The organism is Pseudomonas sp. M5A4_2d (assembly GCF_053345295.1).
In genome coordinates this window covers 1-20,957 of record NZ_JBKEZW010000016.1, presented here as the reverse complement: position 1 = coordinate 20,957, position 20,957 = coordinate 1, and the positions used below count along the sequence as shown (strand labels likewise).

Here is a 20,957-nt window from a genome sequence, read left to right as displayed (position 1 = left end):
CCTTAAAGCGCAGGGCAGGGGGGCGCATAAACTAGGGGTATGTGTGAGGTTTTACAAGATGCAAAGCGCGGACTCGGCCACCGGTTGACGGTGGGTCAACCGTGGCGCTTGAGGGTCTCGCTGGGCAGTTCCTTGAACAACGCCCGATAGCTGTTGGAAAACCGCCCCAAATGCCAGAACGACCAGTTCATCGCCACTTCGGCCACGGTGGTGTCGGTGGCATTGAGCAGTTCGCGTCGAGCCCCGTTCAAACGCCGCAGGCGCAACCACTGTGCCGGGCTCATCCCGGTGTAGGTCTTGAACCCTTGCTGCAATTGACGCAGCGGCACGCCGGCAATCTGCGCCAGCTCCAACAGGTTGACGGTTTCATCCGGCGCATCCGCTGCCCACTCGCCGATGCGCGCCATCAACTGGCGTTCTGCACTGCGGCGCTGTAACGAGCTACGGTCCAGGCACACGCAAGCGTTGTCGAGAATGAACAGGCAATCGTCGAGTAACTGTTGGGTGAGGGTGTCGCGGCTGATCGGGTCGAGCGTGGCGGACAACCGTGTGAGGGTGCCGCTGAGCCAGCGCGTGAACAGCGCGTTCTGCTGGCACGTCAGCGGTGCCATGAACAACCCTTCCAGTTTCGCCACGTCCAGCCCATGGCGCTGGACGAACTGCGGGCCGAACACGACGGCCACTTCACGGTAATTCTCCGGAGTGATCCAGGTGTTGCGGCTTTCGCCATTGAGCATGTACAGCGCGTTGTCGCTGCCGTCGAAACAGAACGCCAACGCGCCCGGCGGGGCATTGAAGTGCTGTTCCACGCGCGTGTTCATGCACTCTTCGTACACTTGTACCCCTTGCAGGTCGAGGTAGCGGATCTGCCCGGCAAAATGCCCCGGGGACATCTGCTGGTACTGCTGCACCCAACCGGGTGTCGCACTGCATTGAGCGGCCACATCACCGGTGGTGAAGGCCTGTACGCGCAAAGCTGTTGCCTGTGTCATGGGTAACCTGGGCGCACTCTATTGGTGCGTTATGGTTCGTGCAAAGTGGATAGATACCGACGTGCGGCGGCATCAAGATAGACCTCAATGCGCCGAGAGTACAAGCCGACGCCGCATCCAACCCATGACGAGGTCCTTATGAACGCCCCCTTCGATCAGCTGTCCGCCTGGCTGAAAGAACACAAGATTACCGAAGTCGAATGCGTGATCAGTGATTTGACTGGCATCGCACGCGGCAAGATTGCGCCCACCAACAAGTTCCTGCATGAGCGAGGCATGCGCCTGCCGGAAAGTGTGTTGCTGCAAACGGTGACCGGGGACTTTGTCGACGATGATATCTACTACGACCTGCTCGACCCGGCCGACATCGACATGATCTGCCGCCCGGTGTCCAACGCCACGTACGTGGTGCCGTGGGCCATCGAGCCTACGGCCATCGTGATCCACGACACCTTCGACAAGCAGGGCAACCCCATCGAGTTGTCGCCGCGCAACGTGCTGAAAAAAGTCCTGCAGCTCTATACCGACCAGGGCTGGCAGCCGATTGTCGCGCCGGAAATGGAGTTCTACCTGACCCAGCGCTGCGAAGATCCGGACCTGCCGCTGAAAACCCCTGTAGGCCGTTCCGGTCGGGCTGAAACCGGGCGCCAGTCGTTTTCCATCGACGCCGCCAACGAATTCGACCCGCTGTTCGAAGACGTCTACGACTGGTGCGAACTCCAGGGCCTGGACCTCGATACGCTGATCCACGAGGACGGCCCGGCGCAGATGGAAATCAACTTCCGCCACGGCGACGCCCTTGACCTGGCCGACCAGATCACCGTGTTCAAACGCACCCTGCGCGAAGCCGCGCTCAAGCACAACGTGGCGGCCACCTTTATGGCCAAGCCAGTTGCCGACGAACCGGGCAGCGCCATGCATTTGCACCAGAGCGTGGTGGACATTGCCACGGGCAAGCCGGTATTCGTCGACGCCGACGGCAAGATGAGCCAACTGTTTTTGCACCACATCGGTGGCCTGCAAAAGTACATCCCCAAGCTGCTGCCGATGTTCGCTCCCAATGTGAACTCATTTCGCCGCTTCCTGCCGGACACCTCGGCGCCGGTTAATGTCGAGTGGGGCGAAGAAAACCGCACCGTCGGCTTGCGCGTGCCGACCTCCAGCCCCGACGCGATGCGCGTGGAAAACCGCCTGCCGGGCGCAGATGCCAACCCCTACCTGGCGATTGCCGCCAGCTTGCTGTGTGGCTACCTGGGCATGATCGAACAGATCGACCCGAGCGCGCCGGTGGAAGGCCGTGCCTATGAACGCCGCAACCTGCGCCTGCCGTTCACCCTCGAAGATGCGCTGGCACGGATGGAGGACTGCGACACGGTCAAGCAGTACCTGGGCGACAAGTTCGTGCGCGGCTACGTCGCGGTCAAACGCGCCGAGCATGAGAATTTCAAGCGGGTGATCAGTTCCTGGGAGCGTGAGTTCCTGCTGTTGAGCGTCTAAAAAAACTAAAAGGGGTGTCGATATGCGTCTTGTGAAAAAGCTTCTCCCGCTGGCTCTGGTGGCGGCGTTCAGCAGTGCAAGCCAGGCCGCGCCGACGGTCAGCGTCTACAACTGGACCGATTATATCGGTGATACCACCCTGGCCGATTTCCAGGCCAAGACCGGTATAAAAGTGGTCTACGACGTGTTCGACTCCAACGAAACCCTGGAAGGCAAGCTTCTCGCGGGGCGCACGGGTTATGACGTGGTGGTGCCGTCCAACCACTTTCTGGCGCGCCAGGTGAAAGCCGGCGCGTTCCTCAAGCTGGACCGCTCGCAGTTGCCGAACTTCAAGAACCTCGACCCCAAGTTGCTCAAGCTGCTGGAGAAAAACGATCCGGGCAACGCCCACTCGGTGCCGTACCTGTGGGGCACCAACGGCATCGGCTATAACGTCGACAAGGTCAAGCAGGTGCTGGGCGTCGACCATATCGATTCGTGGGCGGTGCTGTTCGAACCCGAGAACATCAAAAAACTGCACGAGTGCGGCGTGGCCTTCCTCGATTCGGCGGACGAACTGTTCCCGGCGATCCTCAACTACATGGGCAAAGACCCGCGCAGCGAGAACCCCGAGGACTACAAACAGGCTGAGGCCAAGCTGTTGACGCTGCGGCCGTACATCACTTATTTCCACTCCTCCAAGTACATTTCGGACTTGGCCAACGGTGATATCTGCGTGGCCTTCGGTTATTCCGGCGACGTATTCCAGGCCGCCAACCGCGCCAAGGAAGCCAAGAACGGCGTGAATATCGCGTACGCGATTCCCAAGGAAGGCTCCAACCTGTGGTTCGACCTGTTGGCCATTCCCGCCGACGCCACCAACCCGAAAGAAGCCCACGCCTTTATCAACTACCTGCTCGACCCTGAGGTGATCGCCAAGGTCAGTGCCTCGGTCGGTTATGCCAACGCCAACCCGGCGGCCAAGCCCTTTATGGCGCCGGAACTGGTGAATAACCCTGAGGTGTACCCGTCTCAGGAAGTGCTCGACAAACTCTATATTTCCACCACGCCGACCCCGGCGACCATGCGCCTGATGACCCGCGCCTGGAGCAAAGTGAAGACCAACAAATGAAGCACGCCAGCGACCACGCCCAGTCCTATTACCTGGCTTCGGCCAATGCCATGCCTGAGCGTCCGTCGCTGGGCACCGACCTGAGCGCCGATGTGTGCGTGATCGGCGGTGGTTTCACCGGGGTCAACACCGCCATTGAACTGGCTCAGCGCGGGCTTTCGGTGATCCTGCTGGAAGCCCGGCGCATTGGCTGGGGCGCCAGCGGGCGCAACGGCGGGCAATTGATCCGCGGTATCGGCCACGATGTGTCGGGGTTTGCCAAGTATGTAGGCGAGGAGGGCGTTCGCTACCTGGAGCGGGCCGGAATTGATTCAGTCGCATTGGTGGGCGAGCGTATCCGCGAACACGCCATCGATTGCGACCTGCGCTGGGGCTTTTGCGAGTTGGCGAATACCCCGGCGCAGTTCGCCGCGTTCAAAGGCGAGCAGGACAGTTTGGCGGCGATGGGCTATGCCCATCAAACCCGTCTGGTCGGCCCGCAGGATATGCCACAGGTCGTCGGCTCGGTGGCCTATGCTGGTGGCCTGGTCGATATGGGCTCCGGGCACTTGCACCCGCTGAACCTGGTGCTGGGCGAAGCGCAGGTGGCCGAGTCCCTCGGGGTGCGGATTTTCGAGCACACCCAGGTGCTTGAACTGATCCACGGCGACACGGTGCAGGTGCGTTGCGCCGGCGGCACCGTGCGTGCCGCCAGCCTGGTGCTGGCGTGCAATGCACATTTGGACGAATTGGAGCCGCGCTTAAGCGGTAAAGTCCTGCCGGCGGGCAGTTACATCATCGCCACCGAGCCATTATCCGAGACGCTGGCCAAGCAATTGATCCCGCAAAACTTCGCGCTGTGCGACCAGAAAGTCGGCCTGGATTACTACCGGCTTTCCGCTGATCGACGCCTGTTGTTCGGCGGTGCCTGCCATTATTCGGGGCGTGACCCGGCGGACATCGCCGCGTATATGCAACCGAAGCTGCTCAAGGTGTTTCCGCATTTGGCAAACACGCCCATCGAGTTTCAGTGGGGCGGCAAAATTGGCATCACCGCCAACCGTTTTCCTCAGGTCGGGCGGCTCAAGCAATACCCGAATGTGTTCTACGCCCAGGGCTACTCCGGGCATGGGCTCAACGTGACGCATTGGTGCGCGAAGCTTTTAGCCGAAGCCATTCATGCCGGCCACAGCCAGGGCCTGGATATTTTCAGCCAGGTGCCGCACATGACTTTTCCGGGCGGCAAGGCCTTGCGCTCGCCGCTGTTGGCGTTGGGGATGTTGTGGTTTCGGCTGCGCGAGTGGGTTAGCTGATGCGCCGCGGTCTGAGTGTGGGAGCGGGCTTGCCCGCGATGCAGGGTGTCAGGCGATGCATTCGGTGACTGATTCACCGCCTTCGCGAGCAAGCCCGCTCCCATATTTAATGCATCGTCAGCCTTCAGGTTCGGTGAGCACCTTACGGAAGGTTTCGACCAAGGGTCGCAGGTTGATCCGATGCCACGCGGCCCACAGCGGGGTGGTGTAAGTCAGCCATGGTAATTCGCGCAACACCACGCCGGGCGGGGCATTGCGGCTCAGGCCTTTTTGTACCATTGCCACGCCCAATCCCGAGGCTACCAGGCCGAGTGCGGTAAACGGCTCGCTGGCTTCCATGGGGATTTGCGGCGTGAAACCGGCGCGAATGCAGGCGGCGACGAAGTCATCGGCCGGGTTGGCGCCAGGTTTGCGCTGGACGCCGATCCACTCCTGATCGGCCATATGTTCGGGTAACAGCTCGCTTTGGCGGGCCAAGGGATGATGCTCCGGCAGGGCCAGCAGCATCGGGTCGTCCAGCACTTGCAGGGCGATCAGGTCCGGGTCATCAGCGGCCGGTGGTTCGCTGACCAGGGCAATATCGAGGCTGCGTTGGCGCAGGCCCTCGAGCTGCTCCAGGGAGGGCAAGTTGTACAGCTTGATATGCACGGTCGGCCGGTCGCCCCGCAATACACGCAAGGCATTGGGCAGCACGCCGGCGTGCATGGCGTTTTCGATATAGCCGATGCACAGGCCGCCTTCTTCGCCGCGACCCAGGCGCTTGCCCAACGACTCCAGGCGATTGGCATGGGTCAGCAGCGCCTTGGTTTCGGCAAGAAAGGTCTGGCCATCGCGGGTCAGTCGGATGCGTTGCTGGCTGCGTTCGAACAAGGTCAGGCCCAGGCGTTCTTCGAGCTGGGCGATCTGCCGGCTCAGGGGGGACTGGGATATGTGCAGGCGTTCGGCAGCGCGGCCCACGTGTTCTTCTTCTGCGACCACTTCGAAGTAGCGCAGTTGGCGGAGATCAATCATGTTAGACCTGCGAGGACTCAAGTTGGTCGCAGTATGTCTTGGACGGTCTGATCTGCGCAATCTAGGATCTGCTCAACGGTCACAGCGACCCTGAACCCGATTAAGGATCCACCATGAGCTTGAAAGACAAATTGCCCGGCCCATTGGGCTTCGGCACCGCCCCATTGGGCAATATGTTCCGCGCCATTCCTGAAGACGAAGCCCGGGCCACTGTCGCAGCCGCATGGAATGCGGGCGTGCGCTACTTCGATACCGCGCCGTTCTACGGCTCGGGCCTTGCGGAAATTCGATTGGGCCAGGCCCTGTCGCAGTACAACCGCGATGACTTCGTGCTCAGCACCAAAGTCGGACGGGTGATTCTCGATGAAATCGAACACAGCACCCGCGACCTGGGCGAAAAAAGCGGCGTGTTTGAGCACGGTCGACCGAACAAGATGCTCAACGACTACAGCGCCGACGCTACCTTGCGTTCCATCGAAGACAGCCTTGAACGCCTTCAAACCGATCGCCTGGACATCGTCTGGATTCACGACATCGCCCAGGACTTCTACGGCGACCAGTGGCTGGACTACTTCAACCAGGCCCGCACCGGCGCCTTCAAGGTATTGACCCGCTTGCGCGAAGAAGGCGTGATCAAGGCCTGGGGCCTGGGCGTGAACCGCGTTGAGCCCTGTGAGCTGACCCTGGACCTCAGCGAGGCCCAGCCCGATGGCTTCCTGCTGGCCGGCCGCTACACGTTGCTCGACCATGAGCGTGCGCTGCAGCGTTTGATGGACGCAGCCCTGGCGCAGAACGTCGAGATTGTCGTCGGCGGCCCTTACAGTTCGGGCATCCTGGCCGGCGGCGCGCACTTTGAATACCAGTCCGCCAGCCCGGCGATTATCCACAAGGTCGAGCAGATCAAGGCCATTGCCCAGGCGTTTGGCGTCAGCGTGAAAGCGGCCGCTCTGCAATTTTCCCTGGCCCACCCGGCGGTGGCCGCAGTGATTCCGGGTGCCAGTCGTCCGGGGCGGATTGCCGAAGACGTCGCAGCGTTGTCAGAGAATATTCCGGCGGCCTTCTGGCAGGCGCTGCGCGATGCCGGCCTGGTCTCGACCCGTGCGCCGTTGCCGCTTTAATTTCAGGAGTCTGATATGAACATCGATGTAAGCGGCAAAGTAGCCATCGTCAGCGGCAGCACCGCAGGCATTGGCCTGGGCATCAGCCAGGCGCTGGCAGAGTCCGGTGCGACCGTGGTGGTGATCGGGCGTGAAGCAGGGAAGGTCGATGACGCCCTGGCGAGCATTCGCCAGGCGGTACCGGGCGCTGATCTGCGTGGCTGGGTGGCGGATCTCGGTACGGCTGAGGGCGCAGCGACACTGTTCGCCGCCGAACCGCGCGCCGACATCCTGGTCAACAACCTGGGCATCTTCAATGATGTGGATTTCTTTGAAGCGCCAGACAGTGAGTGGACGCGCTTCTACGAGGTCAATGTGATCGCTGGCGTGCGCCTGGCGCGGCATTATGTGCCGGGTATGGTCGAGCAGGGCTGGGGGCGGGTGATCTTCCTGTCGTCGGAGTCCGGCGTGGCGACACCGGCGGACATGATCAACTACGGCGTGACCAAAAGCGCCAATTTGGCCGTGTCCCACGGCCTGGCCAAACGTCTGGCCGGTACGGGCGTGACCGTCAACGCGGTGCTGCCGGGGCCGACCTTTACCGACGGCCTGGAGCATATGCTCAAGGACGCCACGGCGAAGTCCGGGCGCAGTGCGCGGGACGAGGCGGATGTATTCGTGCGTAATGCGCGGCCTACTTCGATCATCCAGCGTGCGGCAAATGTGGATGAAGTGGCCAACCTGGTGGCGTACATTGCTTCACCCCTGTCTTCTGCAACCACAGGTGCCGCGTTGCGGGTCGACGGCGGTGTTGTCGACAGCATGGCGATCTGAAGTCTTATTTTTTCTGGAGTATTTATTGTGGCGACAGCTTCTTCTGTTATTGAAATTCCGGTCTCGGCCGATCAGGTTTGGCAATTGGTCGGTGGCTTCAACGCGCTGCCGGATTGGCTGCCCCTGATCGTCAAGAGTGAGGCGAGTGAAGGCGGGCGTGTGCGTCACCTGGAAACCGCAGATGGCGGCGTGGTGGTCGAGCGTATGCAGAGCTTTGATAACGTGGCGCGCACCTACAGCTACACCATTGAGCAGTCGCCGTTTCCGGTGAGTGCTTACCTGGCGACCTTGCAGGTTGAAGCGTTGACCGAGGCGTCGGCGAAAGTGACCTGGTCCGGCGTATTTACCCCGGCTGCCGGGACCACGGATGCGGAGGTGGAGGCCTTGTTTGCCGGTGTTTACAGCGGCGGGCTTGAGGCGCTGCGCGCTAACTTCTAACAGGCAAAGCAGGCCTGATGTGGGAGCGGGCTTGCTCGCGAAAGCGGTGAGTCAGTCGATATTTTAAGTGGCTGATACTCCGCATTCGCGAGCAAGCCCGCTCCCACATTTTTTACCGCTGTGATGTTCAGGCTTCGGGCATCAGTTGCTGCCGACACTCCAACACCAACCGCGCACCGCCACTCTGGCTGCTGCCGACGTCCAGCTTGAACCCGTGCAAGTTGATGATCGCCGCGACAATCGACAAGCCTAGGCCGAACCCGCCTTGCTGGTCGCTTTCATCCACGCGATAGAAGCGCTGGAACACCGCATCGCGTTCCGCCGCCGGAATGCCCGGGCCTGAATCGTGTACTTCGATGCGCGTGCTGCCGCTGTCATTGACCCCGCGCAATATCACTTCACCGCCCGGTGGCGAGAACTTGATCGAGTTGCTCAACAGGTTGGCCAAGGCCTCGAACAACAATGCGCGGTCGCCGGTGATCCACGGCAGTGAGTCCGGCACTTCGAGCCGCAGCTGCAATTCGCCTTCTTCGGCCAGCGGTAGATAGAAGTCATGCAACTCGCGCAGCAGTGGTAACGGGTCCATTACCAGGAAGCCTGAGCGGCGCTGGTGGTCTTCCAGCTCCGAGATCCGCAGCAGCCCACGAAAGCGCGCCATCAGGGTGTCGGTTTCGGCAATCGCGTCGTCCAGTTTCACCGCGTAGCCCGAATCTTGCTCTGCCTCTTGTTTGATGCGGTAGAGCTGCGCACGCAAGCGTGTCAGTGGGGTGCGCAGATCATGGGCGATGTTGTCGCACACGCCCTTGACCTCGTTCATCAGCTTCTCGATACGGTCGAGCATGGCATTGACGATGGCGGCAAGCATGTCCAGTTCGTCACGCCGGTTCGACAGCGGCAAACGGTGGGTCAGGTCGCCGGCGACGATAGCTTCGGCGCTGGCCTGGATCCCGCGAATGCGTCGCAGCGGGCGCCGGCGCAACAAATGCCAGCCGGCCGCTCCGGGAATAATCGTCAGCGACAGCGCCCACAGCAGCGCATGCCAGATGATCCGTGTAACGCCGAACAGCGAACCGTTGGCGCGTACCAGCACCAGCCAGCGACCGTCTTCGGTGTGGGTGGCCACGGCGTCGCAGCTGTCCTTGGGGAGTTTCGGGTCGTCGGAGTCGACGCAATTGGCCAGGGCGTGGATCTTGCCGTCCAACGGCAGGTCCGGTGGCACGGCGCGGATCGGGCCGCTCAAGGGGCGAAATTGCTCATCGAACAGGCCGTAGGCGTCCACGCCCTTCATGTCGAAGGTCATGCTGGTGGTCAGGGCTTCCACCAGTTCTTCGCCGTCGAAACGCTGGAACAAATGCTGACGCTGCATCAGGGAGTGGCGCGACAAGTCGCCGAGGTACCCTGACACCTCGTAGTACAGCACCCCCATGAGGATGCAACTCCAGGCCACAAACAGCGAACTGTAAAGCGCCAGCAAGCGGCTGCTGGAGGAGCGCCAGCCCTTAGAGGGGTTCAGCAATGACATAACCGGAACCTCGTACCGTGCGGATCAACGGCGTGAGGCCCGGCGGATCAATTTTTTTGCGCAGGCGACCGATGTGCACGTCGATCAGGTTGGTGCCCGGGTCGAAGTGATAGCCCCAGACTTCCTCGAAAATCATCATCCGCGACAAAATCTGCCCGGTGTTGCGCATCAGGAATTCGAGCAGTTTGTATTCGGTCGGCAGCAAGCTCAGCGGTTGTTCGGCGCGGCTGGCTTCGCGGCTGATCAGGTTCAGTTCAAGGTCGGCCACGCGCAGGGCGGTTTCGAATTCCTTGACCGTGCTTTTGCGGCGCAGCAGCACTTCGACGCGGGCGGCCATTTCGTCAGAAGCGAACGGTTTGGTCAGGTAGTCGTCACCGCCGGCACGCAAGCCACGCACACGCTCGTCGACATCGGAGAGGGCGCTGATCATCAGGATCGGCGTCGACACCCCGATGGTGCGCAGGGTCGTGACAATGGCCAGGCCATCCAGCTCCGGCAGCATACGGTCGAGGGTGATCAGATCGTAATCACCACTCACAGCGCGGACCAGGCCTTCGCGGCCGTTGTCCACCCAATCCACGTCCAGTCCATGGCTACTCAGCTCGGCGACGATCTCGCGGGCCGTTACGGCGTCATCCTCGATGGTCAAAATACGGGTCATAGGATTACCTGGTGAGCGATTCACACTAGAAGTGGGGCCATTTTGCCAAGAACCAGCTGAATGTTTCCTAAATTAAACTTCATGTTGGCAAAACCACCACAAATTTAATCACTGAGCCGGTCCGGTGTGGGCGATGGGTTGCCGGCGATGGCAGTGTGCCGGCAACCGTTTTGTCATTGGTACACCGCTATCGCCGGCAAGCCAGCTCCCACAGGCACCGCGTTTGGGGGGAGATTGCAGAACGCCCGCCCCGAACAGGCATTTCTTGCAACTTGCATGGTTTAACGAAGTTCAATTTAGTTAACGTATTGAAATATAAGGATTTTAATTTTTGCGCCGACTGGCACGCTGCCTGCACTGTCCCTTTTGAGACTTGTAACACTATTTTTCCTGCCGGGAGCAAAACAACAATGATCACATCCTCATCCACGCTGCAAGAGTCGAGTTCGCGCTCCGGGGTTTCCTGGGGTGCAATTTTTGCCGGGGCCGCTGCGGCGGCTGCACTGTCCCTGATCCTCGTGTTGCTGGGCTTCGGCCTGGGCTTTTCGGCGGTGTCGCCGTGGGCCGATAGCGGCATTAGCGCCAAGGGGCTGGGCATTTCCACCATTGTCTGGCTGGCATTTACCCAGATCGTTGCCTCGGGCCTAGGCGGTTATATCGCCGGTCGGTTGCGCGTGAAGTGGGCCAATATGCACGGCGATGAAGTGTACTTTCGCGACACGGCCCATGGTTTCCTCGCTTGGGCGGTTGCGACGCTGGTCACTGCGGTGCTGGTAGTCGGTTCGGTCAGCAGCGTGGTCAGCGGTGGCGTTAAAGCCGGTGCCAGTGTTGCAGCGGGTGCCGCCAGCGGCATGAGCCAGGCAGCCGGCAGCGCAGCCAAAGGCGCCAACAGCGGCGACTTCGACTATTACGTCGATAGCCTGTTCCGCGATGACCGCCCAGCTGCCGTCAGCGACGACGCCGTACACGGCGTGGTAGCACGCATCCTCACCCGTACACTGAGCAACGACGGCCAACTGGCGCCGGAAGACCGTACCTACCTCGCCCAGTTGATCAGCCAGCGCACCAACCTCAGCCAGGCCGACGCCGAAGCGCGGATCGACAAGGTCTACGGCGAAGCCCGTAAAGCCATCGAAGACGCCAAGCTCAAGGCCAAGCAAGCTGCCGATACCGCTGCGAAAGTCGCTGCCTACACGTCGCTGTGGACCTTTGTTGCGCTGTTGATCGGTGCCTTCTTCGCCAGCTTCGCTGCTACCTTCGGCGGCCGTCGTCGGGATGCCGTGGTGTATGTCGAAACCGAACACTTTGTCCGTTAATTCAAGGAGAACATCATGCGCTCATTACTTCTGTGGTTCCTCGGCGTGCCTATCCCGGTCATTATTCTGATCGCGATCTTCATGCACTAAACCTGAGCCTGGCTCGGTCCCCAGTGGGAGCGGGCTTGCTTGCGAAGCGGTCTTTCAGCGACTCATGAGCTGACGGATACACCGCTTTCGTGAGCAAGCCCGTTCCCACTTTTGGTTTGGCGCAGGGTCAGCCAGCCTGTGACCAGCAATGCACTGGCGACCAGGGTCATGATCACCAACGGTTCTGAAGTACCGTCCGACAGCAGCCCGGTCGCCCAACTGCTGACCGCCGTGAGGAACATCTGGGTAAAAAAGAACAACCCCGATGCCGTCCCCGCAATCGCGCCGTAAGGCTGCAATACCGAGAGCTGGCAGGCCGGAATCACCATCCCCACCGACACCATGATCACCACCATCGGCAGCACAATTGCCAGCCAATCACCCGGCAGCAGGGCCGTAGCCCCCGCGAGCATCAGGCTACCCAGCACGTTCAGGCCGATTGCGGCGCTGATCAAAGCGTCGGGTTCGAAACGCAGCACCAGGCGCCGGAACAGGTTTGCCCCGAGCATATAACCGCTGATGGTTGCAGCAAACACCAGCGCGTAGGCCGTGGCGGACAGGTGGAAGCCCCGTTGCAACAAGGCCGAAGATTCGCTGATAAACGGGAAATAGGTGCTGTACACGCAGCCGATGGCCAGGGAGTAACGCAGGAAGTAGCGGTCGCGCAGGAGCTGGCCGTAGAGGCGCAGCAGGTTGCCTGGCGGCGCCGCGGCGACTTCCGGCGGGCGGGTTTCTGGCAAGCGGCGATACACCACCAGGTACAGCCCCGCGCCGATGACGCCGAGCACCACAAACAGGCCACGCCAGTTGATAAAGGGCAGCATCAGGCTGCCCAGCACCGGCGCGGCCATCGGCGAGATCGCCATGGCCATGGAGATCAGGCCGAGCAGGCGCGCCTGTTCATGACGCTCGAAGTAATCACGCACGATTACCCGACCGATCACCGTGGTGCAGCAACCGCCCAGGGCCTGGAACAGGCGGGCGACGATCAGCACCTCAAGGCTGTTGGCCAGCGCACAGGCCACGGTCGCGAGCACATACAGAAACAGCCCGGCCAACAAAATCGGGCGACGCCCGAAGCGGTCCGTCAGTGGGCCGCTGACTAGCAGGGAAATCGCCGAACCCAAGGTGTACAGCGTGAGCGTCAGTTGCAGTTGGCTGTCGCTGGTGTGGAAGTAATCGGCCATGGCGGGCAGGGCCGGCAGGTGCATGTCCAGGGTGATACGTGGCAGGCCGATCAGTACGGTCAGCAGTACCAGCCAGAAGCAGGAGGAGAGGGCGCGTTGAGTCATGGGAAGCTTCTTCGCAATGCATTGAACCCGAACTCTAACGGCTTTGTGGTTTAATCCTCAGGGCCACTTATGCATAGAGTGATTGGACCACTATGAGCCGAGGAAAAGCCGCATCCGCCCTGGACCTGCCGCGCCCCGATACATTGGAGGCCGGCAAGCAGCAGGGCGCCTACGAGGCCTTGCGTGCGGCGATCTTGAACCGCCAATTGCCGGCCGGCAGCCGATTGCCGTCCACCCGCAGCCTGGCCGAACGCTGGCTGCTGTCGCGCGGTACGCTTGAAGCGGCGTTCGAGCGATTGCACAGCGAAGGCTACGTGCAGCGCGTGGCGGGCTCCGGCACGCGGGTGTGCGCGGTGATCCCCGAGCAATTTATTGCGGCCGTGGCGCCCACCGAAAGCCCACGCCGTATGGCCGTGCCCGATCAGCCTGATGCGGGCGTGCAAAGTCACGTGCCCTTCGTTGCACGGCGCCCGGATGCCGGCCTGTTCGATCTGAAAGCCTGGGCACGCTGCATCTCCCGCGGGCTGCTGTCGGCAGGGCCGGGTGCGCTGGAAGCTTCCCACCCGGCCGGGTTGCCGGCGTTGCGCGCGCAAATTGCCGATTACTTGCGCAGCTATCGCGGCATGCACTGCGAGGCGGACGAGGTGATCGTCACCACCGGCATTCGCCATGGCCTCGACCTGATTGCCCGCACCTTGCTTAAGCCGGGCGACACGGCGTGTGTCGAAGACCCCGGCTATACACCGGCGCGCCGCCTGTTCACGCTGGCAGGCGCGCAGGTTGTGCCGATCCCGGTCACGGCCGAAGGCCTCGACACCGCGCAACTCCCGGGTGCTGCACGCTTGGCGTATGTCACGCCTGCACACCAGGCGCCGTTGGGCATGACCCTGTCGGTCTCGCACCGCCTGGCGCTGCTGGATTGGGCCGCGCGCGCGGATGCCTGGGTGGTCGAAGACGATTACGACAGCGAATACAACTACAGCAGTGCGCCCCTGGCGGCGCTCAAATCCCTGGATTCCGGCGATCGGGTGATTTACTGCGGCAGCTTCAACAAGAACCTGTTCCCCGGCTTGCGCGTGGGCTTCATGGTCGTGCCCAGGACGCTGCGACCCGCGTTGCTGCGTACCTTGCAGCTGACCGGGCATTCAGTGGGCGCCACGGATCAAGTGGGATTGGTGGAGTTCCTGGGCAGCGGGGCCTTTGTGCGCCATCTGCGCGCCTCGCGTCAGGCGTATCAGGCCCGGCGCGATGCCTTGCTGGCCTGTCTCCCGCAAGGCTGCACGGTCAGCGGCCAGCAGGCCGGGTTGCACTTTGTGCTGTGGTTGCCGGCCGGCAGTGATGAGGCGGATTTCTGCACGCGTGCCGCCGCTGTGGGGCTGACGTTGCAGCCGTTGGGCAAGTTCTGCGTCGAAGCGAGCTTGGCGCCGGCAGTGATCATTGGCTACACCGCGTTGACCCTGGCGCAGATCCGTTTTCACGGGCGAGTGCTCACGAAATTGTTAATGGCGACTTAACGCCCGCTTGGCTAGACTCGCGCCCCATGAGCCGCCTGCTGCGTTTAATCCTGGTCATGCTGTTAAGCCTCACGCTTCCCCTGACCGGGATGGCGGGTGTGCCGTCGAGCACCGAGCCTTGCCCGATGCAGATGTCGGACATGCAAATGATGACGGACATGTCCCCCGATTGCTGCCAGGACGGCGTCGACCATGGCAAGGCCTGCAAGCCTGGGCAGGAATGCAAGAGCGGTGGCTTGCTGCAACTGTCGATGCCGGTGCTCAAGGCCCCACTGACCCTGGCACACCCTTTAACCGCCAGCCTCTCCTCGGACTTCATCCCCGACCGCACGCCGCCCGGCGTCTGGCGCCCGCCCCGTCGCTGATTCCTGTTGCACCTGAAGACCCATCCCGACTCGGGATGACCTTGCTGTGGGCCGCTTAAAGCGCGACGCAGCGGAACAGATCAGGAATCTTCAACATGAATTCCCTCTACATGCGCGCCCTGGTGGTGGGCGTGCTGGTGTGGCCGGCGCTGGCCTCTGCGCTGACCCTGGATGACGCCCTGCGCCTGGCGCAAAACAACGCGCCCTCACTGACGGCAGAGTCGGCCAAGCTGCAAGCCGCCACACAGGGGGCAATTGCGGCCGGTGAATTGCCCGACCCGAAACTGGTGGTAGGCCTGCAAAACTTCCCCATCGGCGGGCCCAATCGCGGCACATTGTATGGCGATGACATGACCGACCAGATGATCGGTATCCAGCAACAGGTGCCCAGCCGCGACAAGCGCAAGGCCCGCGTGGAGCTGGCGGATGCAACGATAGAACGCACGGCAGCTGAAGGCCGGATCGAGCGGCTGAGCGTGCGCCAGGCCACGGCCCAGGCGTGGATTCGCGCCTACGCCGTGGAGCGCAAAGAGGCCTTGTTCAAAGACTTTTATCGGCAGAATCGCCTGCTGCAAGACAGCGTGCGTGCGCAGTTGGCTGCGGGACGTGGCCAGGCTTCTGATGCCGTTATTCCCAAGCAGGAAGCCGCCGAGTTGGCGGAGCGCGAGGACGAGCTGACCCAACAACGCGCCCAGGCGCGCGCCGCCCTCAAGCGCTGGATCGGCGCGGCCGCCAATGAGGCGCCCAGCGGCCAGTTACCCAAATGGACCATCGACAGTCTCGGCTACAGCCACAACCTGCATCAACACCCTGAGCTGCAAGCCTTTGTACCGCGCACTCGCGAGGCGCAGGCGCGCTTGCAGGAAGCCAGGGCGCAAAAGACCTCGGACTGGAGTTGGGAGGTCGACTACCAGCACCGGGGCCGGGAATACGGCGATATGGTCAGCCTGCAATTGAGTTTTGACCTGCCGATTTTCCCTGGCCGCCGACAAAACCCGGGTATCGCTGCCAAGCAGGCCGAGGTGGATCAACTGGATGCCGAGCGCGAAGCCGCTACCCGTGAACATACCCAGATGCTCGATGACGACCTCGCGGTGTATCAGCGCCTGGACCGCGCCGTGCTGCGCAGCCAGGACAGCCTGGTGCCGCTGGCCGAAGAGAAGGTGGCGTTGAGCCTGGCCGGTTATCGCGCGGGCAAGGGCGACTTGTTGAATGTGGTCAGTGCCCGTCGCGAGCTGGTCCAGGCCCGCTTCAAACAGATGGATGCCATCGAGCAGCGCGCCTTGATCGGTGCCCAGTTGTATTTCGCCTATGGGGAGCCCAGCAATGAATAATCGAATCGTCGCAGCACTGGTGCTGCTGGGGCTGGGGGCGGGCTACGGGTTGGCGCAGTTGCATCCGCAAACCTCGGTTGCGCCTGCATCGAAAGACGATAAGCAGGCGTTGTACTGGTACGACCCGATGTACCCGCAGCAGAAGTTCGACAAACCCGGCAAGTCGCCCTTCATGGATATGCAATTGGTTCCGCGCTACGCCGAAGCTGAAGGTGCTGCTGCAACTATGCCAACGGTACAGATCGACCCACGGCAAACCCAGAATATCGGCGTGCGCCTGGCGAGCGTGACCCGTGGCGTGATGACCTCTACGCTGGACCTGTCGGGCATCCTTGCCTTCAACGAGCGTGAGGTGGCGGTGGTCCAGGCGCGGGCCGCCGGGTTTGTCGAGCGGGTGTATGCGCGCGCGCCGGGGGATGTGCTAAAAGCCGGCGCGCCCTTGGCGGACCTCCTGATCCCCGAGTGGGCGGCGGCCCAGGAAGAATTCCTCGCACTGCGTCACAGCGGTGACAGCGGGTTGATCGCGGCGGCCCGGCAACGCTTGCGACTGAGCGGCATGCCTACCGGTTTGATCCAGCAAATGGAGCGCAGTGGCCGGGTGCAGTCGGTGTTGACGGTCACCAGCCCGTTGAGCGGCGCATTGCAAACCCTGGAGGTGCGCGAAGGCATGACGCTGGCGGCGGGGCAGACCCTGGCGCGGATCAACGGGTTGGATCAGGTGTGGCTGCAGATCGCCGTACCGGAGGCCCAAGGGGCGACATTGGCGGTGGGGCAAACCGTGCAGAGCCGGTTTGTCGGTTTACCCGGCAAGCGCGTCTCCGGCACCGTCAGCGCGATCTTGCCGGCCACCGCCATGGACAGTCGCACCGTGCAGGTACGTGTGGAATTGCCCAACCCCGATGGCACCTTGCGCCCGGGCATGACCGCTCAAGTGCGCCTGGCGCAAACCAGCGGGCAAGCGGTGCTGCAAGTGCCCAGCGAAGCCTTGATCCGCACCGGCAAACGCGTGCTGGTGATGCTGGCCGAGGAGGGCGGGCATTATCGGCCGGTCGAAGTCGAAGCCGGCGCGGAAAACCGGGACCAGACGGTGATCCGCAGCGGTTTGCAGGAAGGCCAGCAGGTGGTCGCTTCCGGGCAATTTCTGCTGGACTCGGAAGCCAGTTTGAGGGGAATTACCGCGCCACCGTCCGGCATGCCTGAAATGGGTATGCAACCGGGAGCCCAGCCATGATCGCCCTGCTGATTCGTGGGGCGGTGGCTAACCGTTTTCTGGTGTTGCTCGCCACGCTATTCATCACGGCATGGGGCGTTTGGGCGGTGCAAAACACCCCGGTCGATGCCTTGCCAGATCTCTCGGATGTGCAGGTGATCATCCGTACGCCGTTCCCGGGCCAGGCGCCGCAGATCGTGGAAAACCAGGTCACCTACCCGATGACCACCACCATGTTGTCGGTACCGGGCGCCAAGACGGTACGCGGGTTTTCGTTCTTCGGTGACAGCTACGTTTACGTGCTGTTCGACGAAGGTACCGACCTGTATTGGGCCCGTTCGCGGGTGTTGGAATACCTCAGCCAATTGCAGGCACGCTTGCCTGCCTCGGCCAAACCCTCGCTGGGGCCGGACGCCACCGGGGTCGGCTGGATCTACCAATACGCATTGGTGGACCGCACGGGCCAACACGACCTGGCGCAGTTGCGTGCCTTGCAGGACTGGTTTCTTAAATTCGAACTCAAGACCCTGCCGAATGTGGCGGAAGTCGCGACCATCGGCGGCCAGGTCAAGCAGTACCAAGTGCAGCTCGACCCACCGGCCATGGCCAGCCACGGCATCACCCAGGCTAAAGTTGCGCAGGCTATCGGCAAGGCCAATCAGGAAACCGGCGGCTCGGTGCTGAATATGGGTGAGTCCGAGTACATGGTGCGAGCGTCCGGTTACCTGAAAAGCCTGGCTGATTTTCGCGCCATTCCCTTGCGCCTCGACAGCAACAATGTGCCGGTGACGCTCGGCGATGTGGCAACGGTCCAACTAGGCCCGGACCTGCGCCGTGGCATCGGCGAGCTCGACGGCGAAGGCGAAGCGGTCGGCGGCGTGGTGATTCTGCGCAGCGGTAAAAATGCGCGTGAAGCCATCGCTGCGGTCAAAACCAGGCTGGAGCAATTGAAGAGCAGCCTGCCGCCCGGTGTGGACATCGTCACCACCTACGACCGCAGCAAATTGATCGACCGTGCCGTCGACAACCTGAGCCACAAGCTGCTGGAAGAGTTCCTGGTGGTGGCGCTGGTGTGCGGGATTTTCCTCTGGCATCTGCGCTCATCCCTGGTGGCGATCATCTCGCTGCCGGTGGGCGTGTTGATCGCGTTTATCGTCATGCGTTTCCAGGGGCTCAACGCCAATATCATGTCCCTGGGCGGCATCGCGATTGCCATCGGTGCGATGGTGGACGCGGCGGTGGTGATGATTGAAAACGCCCACAAGAAGATCGAAGCCTGGCACCACGCCCATCCTGGCAAAACCCTTGAGGGTGATGAGCACTGGAAGGTGGTGACCGATGCGGCGGTGGAGGTCGGGCCGGCGCTGTTTTTCTGTTTGCTGATCATCACCCTGTCGTTTATCCCGGTGTTCACCTTGCAGGCCCAGGAAGGCCGCTTGTTCGGCCCGCTGGCTTACACCAAGACCTACGCCATGGCGGCAGCGGCCGGGTTGTCGGTGACGTTGATCCCGGTGCTGATGGGCTATTGGATTCGCGGGCGCATTCCCGACGAGCAGCGTAACCCGCTCAATCGCGGTCTGATCAAACTCTATCAACCGGCCCTGGATGCCGTGCTGCGTTGGCCGCGCGTGACCTTGCTGGTGGCGCTGCTGATGGTCGCCAGCGTGCTGTGGCCGGTGGCGAAACTCGGTGGCGAGTTCCTGCCGCCGCTGGACGAGGGCGACTTGCTCTACATGCCGTCGGCATTGCCGGGGCTGTCGACGCAGACCGCAGGTGAACTGCTGCAACGCACGGACCGCCTGATCAAGAGTGTGCCGGAAGTGGCCCATGTGTTTGGCAAGGCCGGCCGCGCCGAAACCGCCACCGACCCGGCGCCGCTGGAGATGTTCGAGACCACGATCGAGTTCAAGCCCCGGGACCAATGGCGCCCCGGCATGACCCCGCAAACATTGGTGAAGGAGCTGGACCGTGTGGTGCAGGTGCCGGGCCTGACCAATATCTGGATTCCCCCCATCCGCAACCGTATCGACATGCTCGCCACCGGCGTCAAAAGCCCGATCGGCGTGAAGGTGGCGGGCACCAGCCTGATGCAGATCGACGCGGTGACCCAGGCCGTGGAGAAGGTCGCCAAGGGTGTGCCCGGCGTGAGTTCGGCATTGGCCGAGCGCCTGACCGGCGGGCGCTATATCGATGTGGATATCGACCGCGCGGCAGCCGCGCAATACGGTCTGAACATCGCTGATGTGCAGTCGATCGTGTCGGGGGCCATTGGCGGGGAAACCATTGGCGAAACTGTAGAAGGTCTGGCGCGCTTCCCCATCAGCCTGCGTTACCCCAAGGCCTGGCGCGACTCGGTGGAGTCGCTGCGCAATCTGCCGATCTATACGCCACAGGGCAGCCAGATCACCCTCGGTACGGTGGCCAGGCTCAAGGTCAGTGAAGGCCCGCCGATGCTCAAAAGTGAAAATGCACGGCCTTCCGGTTGGGTGTATATCGACGTGCGTGATCGCGACTTGGCGTCCGTGGTCAAGGACCTGCGTGAGGCCATCAACCAGCAGGTGCACCTGCAACGGGGCATGAGCCTCAGCTATTCGGGGCAGTTCGAGTTTCTGGAGCGGGCCAATCAGCGTTTGAAGCTGGTCGTGCCGGCGACCTTGCTGATCATCTTTGTGTTGCTGTACCTGACCTTCCGCCGTGTGGACGAGGCGTTGCTGATCCTCGGTACATTGCCGTTCGCACTGACCGGTGGCGTCTGGTTGCTCTACTGGCTGGGCTTCAACCTGTCGGTGGCTACTGGCGTGGGCTTTATCGCGTTGGCGGGCGTGTCGGCCGAGTTTGGTGTGATCATGCTGCTTTACCTGAAAAACGCCTGGGCCGAGCGCAAGGACGGTGACCTGCTGGCGGCCATCACCGAAGGCGCAGTGCTGCGGGTGAGGCCCAAGGCGATGACCGTTGCGGTGATCATCGCCGGGTTGTTGCCGATCCTGCTGGGCGGCGGCACGGGCAGTGAGGTCATGAGCCGCATCGCCGCGCCGATGATCGGCGGCATGCTAACGGCGCCGTTGTTGTCGCTGTTCGTGATCCCGGCCGCGTATCACCTGATGCGCCGTGCCAAGGCCAAACGCTGAGCAAACATGGGGGAGGGGGCTCGTGTGGGAGCGGGCTTGCTCGCGAATACGTTGTGTCAGTCGCCAGATACATTGACGGACCCACCGCCATCGCGGCATAGGTATCTACGCAACTATTTGTGTCGCTTTAGGCCTGTGAGGGGGTTAGGTAGGTTGAGTACATATCCGTTGCTGCGGTAACGGCTGCTTAGGGTTCCGCCCTTACGGCGGGTCACTTTTTTACAAAGCGCCTAAAAAAGTAACCAAAAAACGC

17 protein-coding genes are annotated in these 20,957 nt (G+C 62.1%); 12 read left to right on the top strand and 5 right to left on the bottom strand.

Annotated elements, in window-relative coordinates:
* Positions 1-95: 95 nt before the first annotated feature.
* Entirely contained in the window at positions 96-992 is an 897-nt protein-coding gene (locus ACLBW8_RS27140) for a helix-turn-helix domain-containing protein (protein ID WP_064452023.1), read from the bottom strand.
* Positions 993-1,130: 138 nt separating this feature from the next.
* Here ACLBW8_RS27140 and ACLBW8_RS27135 point away from each other — a divergent pair, with 138 nt between their 5' ends.
* From ACLBW8_RS27135 to ACLBW8_RS27125, 3 genes are read left to right on the top strand one after another with little or no spacing between them, the layout of a single operon-like run.
* A complete protein-coding gene (locus ACLBW8_RS27135; RefSeq protein WP_447806763.1) occupies positions 1,131-2,489 on the top strand; it encodes a glutamine synthetase family protein in 1,359 nt (452 codons plus the stop codon).
* 22 nt (positions 2,490-2,511) lie between these two features.
* Positions 2,512-3,600 (top strand): polyamine ABC transporter substrate-binding protein, encoded by a 1,089-nt coding sequence (locus tag ACLBW8_RS27130; protein ID WP_447806762.1) that lies wholly within the window; start codon positions 2,512-2,514, stop codon positions 3,598-3,600.
* The gene (locus ACLBW8_RS27125; RefSeq protein ID WP_447806761.1) at positions 3,597-4,892 is read left to right on the top strand and encodes an NAD(P)/FAD-dependent oxidoreductase; all 1,296 of its coding nucleotides are present in this window, start codon (positions 3,597-3,599) and stop codon (positions 4,890-4,892) included. The genes ACLBW8_RS27130 and ACLBW8_RS27125 overlap by 4 nt, the downstream gene beginning before the upstream one ends.
* A 117-nt stretch (positions 4,893-5,009) precedes the next feature.
* Here the strand turns inward: ACLBW8_RS27125 and ACLBW8_RS27120 are convergent, their stop codons facing one another.
* Positions 5,010-5,903: a LysR substrate-binding domain-containing protein gene (locus tag ACLBW8_RS27120; RefSeq protein WP_064452027.1), complete on the bottom strand. Its 894-nt coding sequence runs from the start codon at positions 5,901-5,903 to the stop codon at positions 5,010-5,012.
* Positions 5,904-6,016: 113 nt separating this feature from the next.
* Here ACLBW8_RS27120 and ACLBW8_RS27115 point away from each other — a divergent pair, with 113 nt between their 5' ends.
* From ACLBW8_RS27115 to ACLBW8_RS27105, 3 genes are read left to right on the top strand one after another with little or no spacing between them, the layout of a single operon-like run.
* Positions 6,017-7,021: an aldo/keto reductase gene (locus tag ACLBW8_RS27115; protein WP_447806760.1), complete on the top strand. Its 1,005-nt coding sequence runs from the start codon at positions 6,017-6,019 to the stop codon at positions 7,019-7,021.
* Positions 7,022-7,036: 15 nt separating this feature from the next.
* On the top strand, positions 7,037-7,834 hold the full coding sequence (locus tag ACLBW8_RS27110) for an SDR family NAD(P)-dependent oxidoreductase (RefSeq protein ID WP_064452029.1): 798 nt from the start codon (positions 7,037-7,039) through the stop codon (positions 7,832-7,834).
* A 27-nt stretch (positions 7,835-7,861) separates the two neighbouring features.
* Entirely contained in the window at positions 7,862-8,272 is a 411-nt protein-coding gene (locus ACLBW8_RS27105; RefSeq protein WP_064452030.1) for an SRPBCC family protein, read from the top strand.
* A gap of 127 nt (positions 8,273-8,399) precedes the next feature.
* On the opposite strand, the gene ACLBW8_RS27100 is transcribed toward ACLBW8_RS27105, so the two are convergent.
* Together ACLBW8_RS27100 and ACLBW8_RS27095 are read right to left on the bottom strand one after the other, a co-directional pair.
* A complete protein-coding gene (locus ACLBW8_RS27100) occupies positions 8,400-9,794 on the bottom strand; it encodes a sensor histidine kinase (RefSeq protein ID WP_447806759.1) in 1,395 nt (464 codons plus the stop codon).
* Positions 9,772-10,455: a response regulator transcription factor gene (locus tag ACLBW8_RS27095; RefSeq protein WP_003219726.1), complete on the bottom strand. Its 684-nt coding sequence runs from the start codon at positions 10,453-10,455 to the stop codon at positions 9,772-9,774. The genes ACLBW8_RS27100 and ACLBW8_RS27095 overlap by 23 nt, the downstream gene beginning before the upstream one ends.
* Positions 10,456-10,865: 410 nt before the next feature.
* On the opposite strand from ACLBW8_RS27095, the gene ACLBW8_RS27090 reads away from it, so the two are divergent.
* Positions 10,866-11,771: a hypothetical protein gene (locus tag ACLBW8_RS27090; RefSeq protein WP_064452032.1), complete on the top strand. Its 906-nt coding sequence runs from the start codon at positions 10,866-10,868 to the stop codon at positions 11,769-11,771.
* Between the two features lie 152 nt (positions 11,772-11,923).
* Here the strand turns inward: ACLBW8_RS27090 and ACLBW8_RS27085 are convergent, their stop codons facing one another.
* Positions 11,924-13,153 (bottom strand): multidrug effflux MFS transporter, encoded by a 1,230-nt coding sequence (locus ACLBW8_RS27085; protein ID WP_447806758.1) that lies wholly within the window; start codon positions 13,151-13,153, stop codon positions 11,924-11,926.
* Positions 13,154-13,245: 92 nt separating this feature from the next.
* On the opposite strand from ACLBW8_RS27085, the gene pdxR reads away from it, so the two are divergent.
* The 5 genes from pdxR to ACLBW8_RS27060 all read left to right on the top strand — a co-directional run bounded on the left by pdxR (position 13,246) and on the right by ACLBW8_RS27060 (position 20,704).
* Complete coding sequence (gene pdxR / locus ACLBW8_RS27080; RefSeq protein WP_447806757.1) at positions 13,246-14,667, top strand: MocR-like pyridoxine biosynthesis transcription factor PdxR; 1,422 nt, start codon at positions 13,246-13,248, stop codon at positions 14,665-14,667.
* A 26-nt stretch (positions 14,668-14,693) separates the two neighbouring features.
* On the top strand, positions 14,694-15,032 hold the full coding sequence (locus tag ACLBW8_RS27075) for a hypothetical protein (RefSeq protein WP_447806756.1): 339 nt from the start codon (positions 14,694-14,696) through the stop codon (positions 15,030-15,032).
* A 95-nt stretch (positions 15,033-15,127) separates the two neighbouring features.
* A complete protein-coding gene (locus tag ACLBW8_RS27070) occupies positions 15,128-16,366 on the top strand; it encodes a TolC family protein (RefSeq protein ID WP_447806755.1) in 1,239 nt (412 codons plus the stop codon).
* Positions 16,359-17,597, top strand: a complete 1,239-nt coding sequence (locus ACLBW8_RS27065) for an efflux RND transporter periplasmic adaptor subunit (protein ID WP_447806754.1) — start codon at positions 16,359-16,361, stop codon at positions 17,595-17,597. The genes ACLBW8_RS27070 and ACLBW8_RS27065 overlap by 8 nt, the downstream gene beginning before the upstream one ends.
* On the top strand, positions 17,594-20,704 hold the full coding sequence (locus ACLBW8_RS27060) for an efflux RND transporter permease subunit (RefSeq protein WP_447806753.1): 3,111 nt from the start codon (positions 17,594-17,596) through the stop codon (positions 20,702-20,704). The genes ACLBW8_RS27065 and ACLBW8_RS27060 overlap by 4 nt, the downstream gene beginning before the upstream one ends.
* The last annotated feature ends 253 nt before the right edge of the window (positions 20,705-20,957 follow it).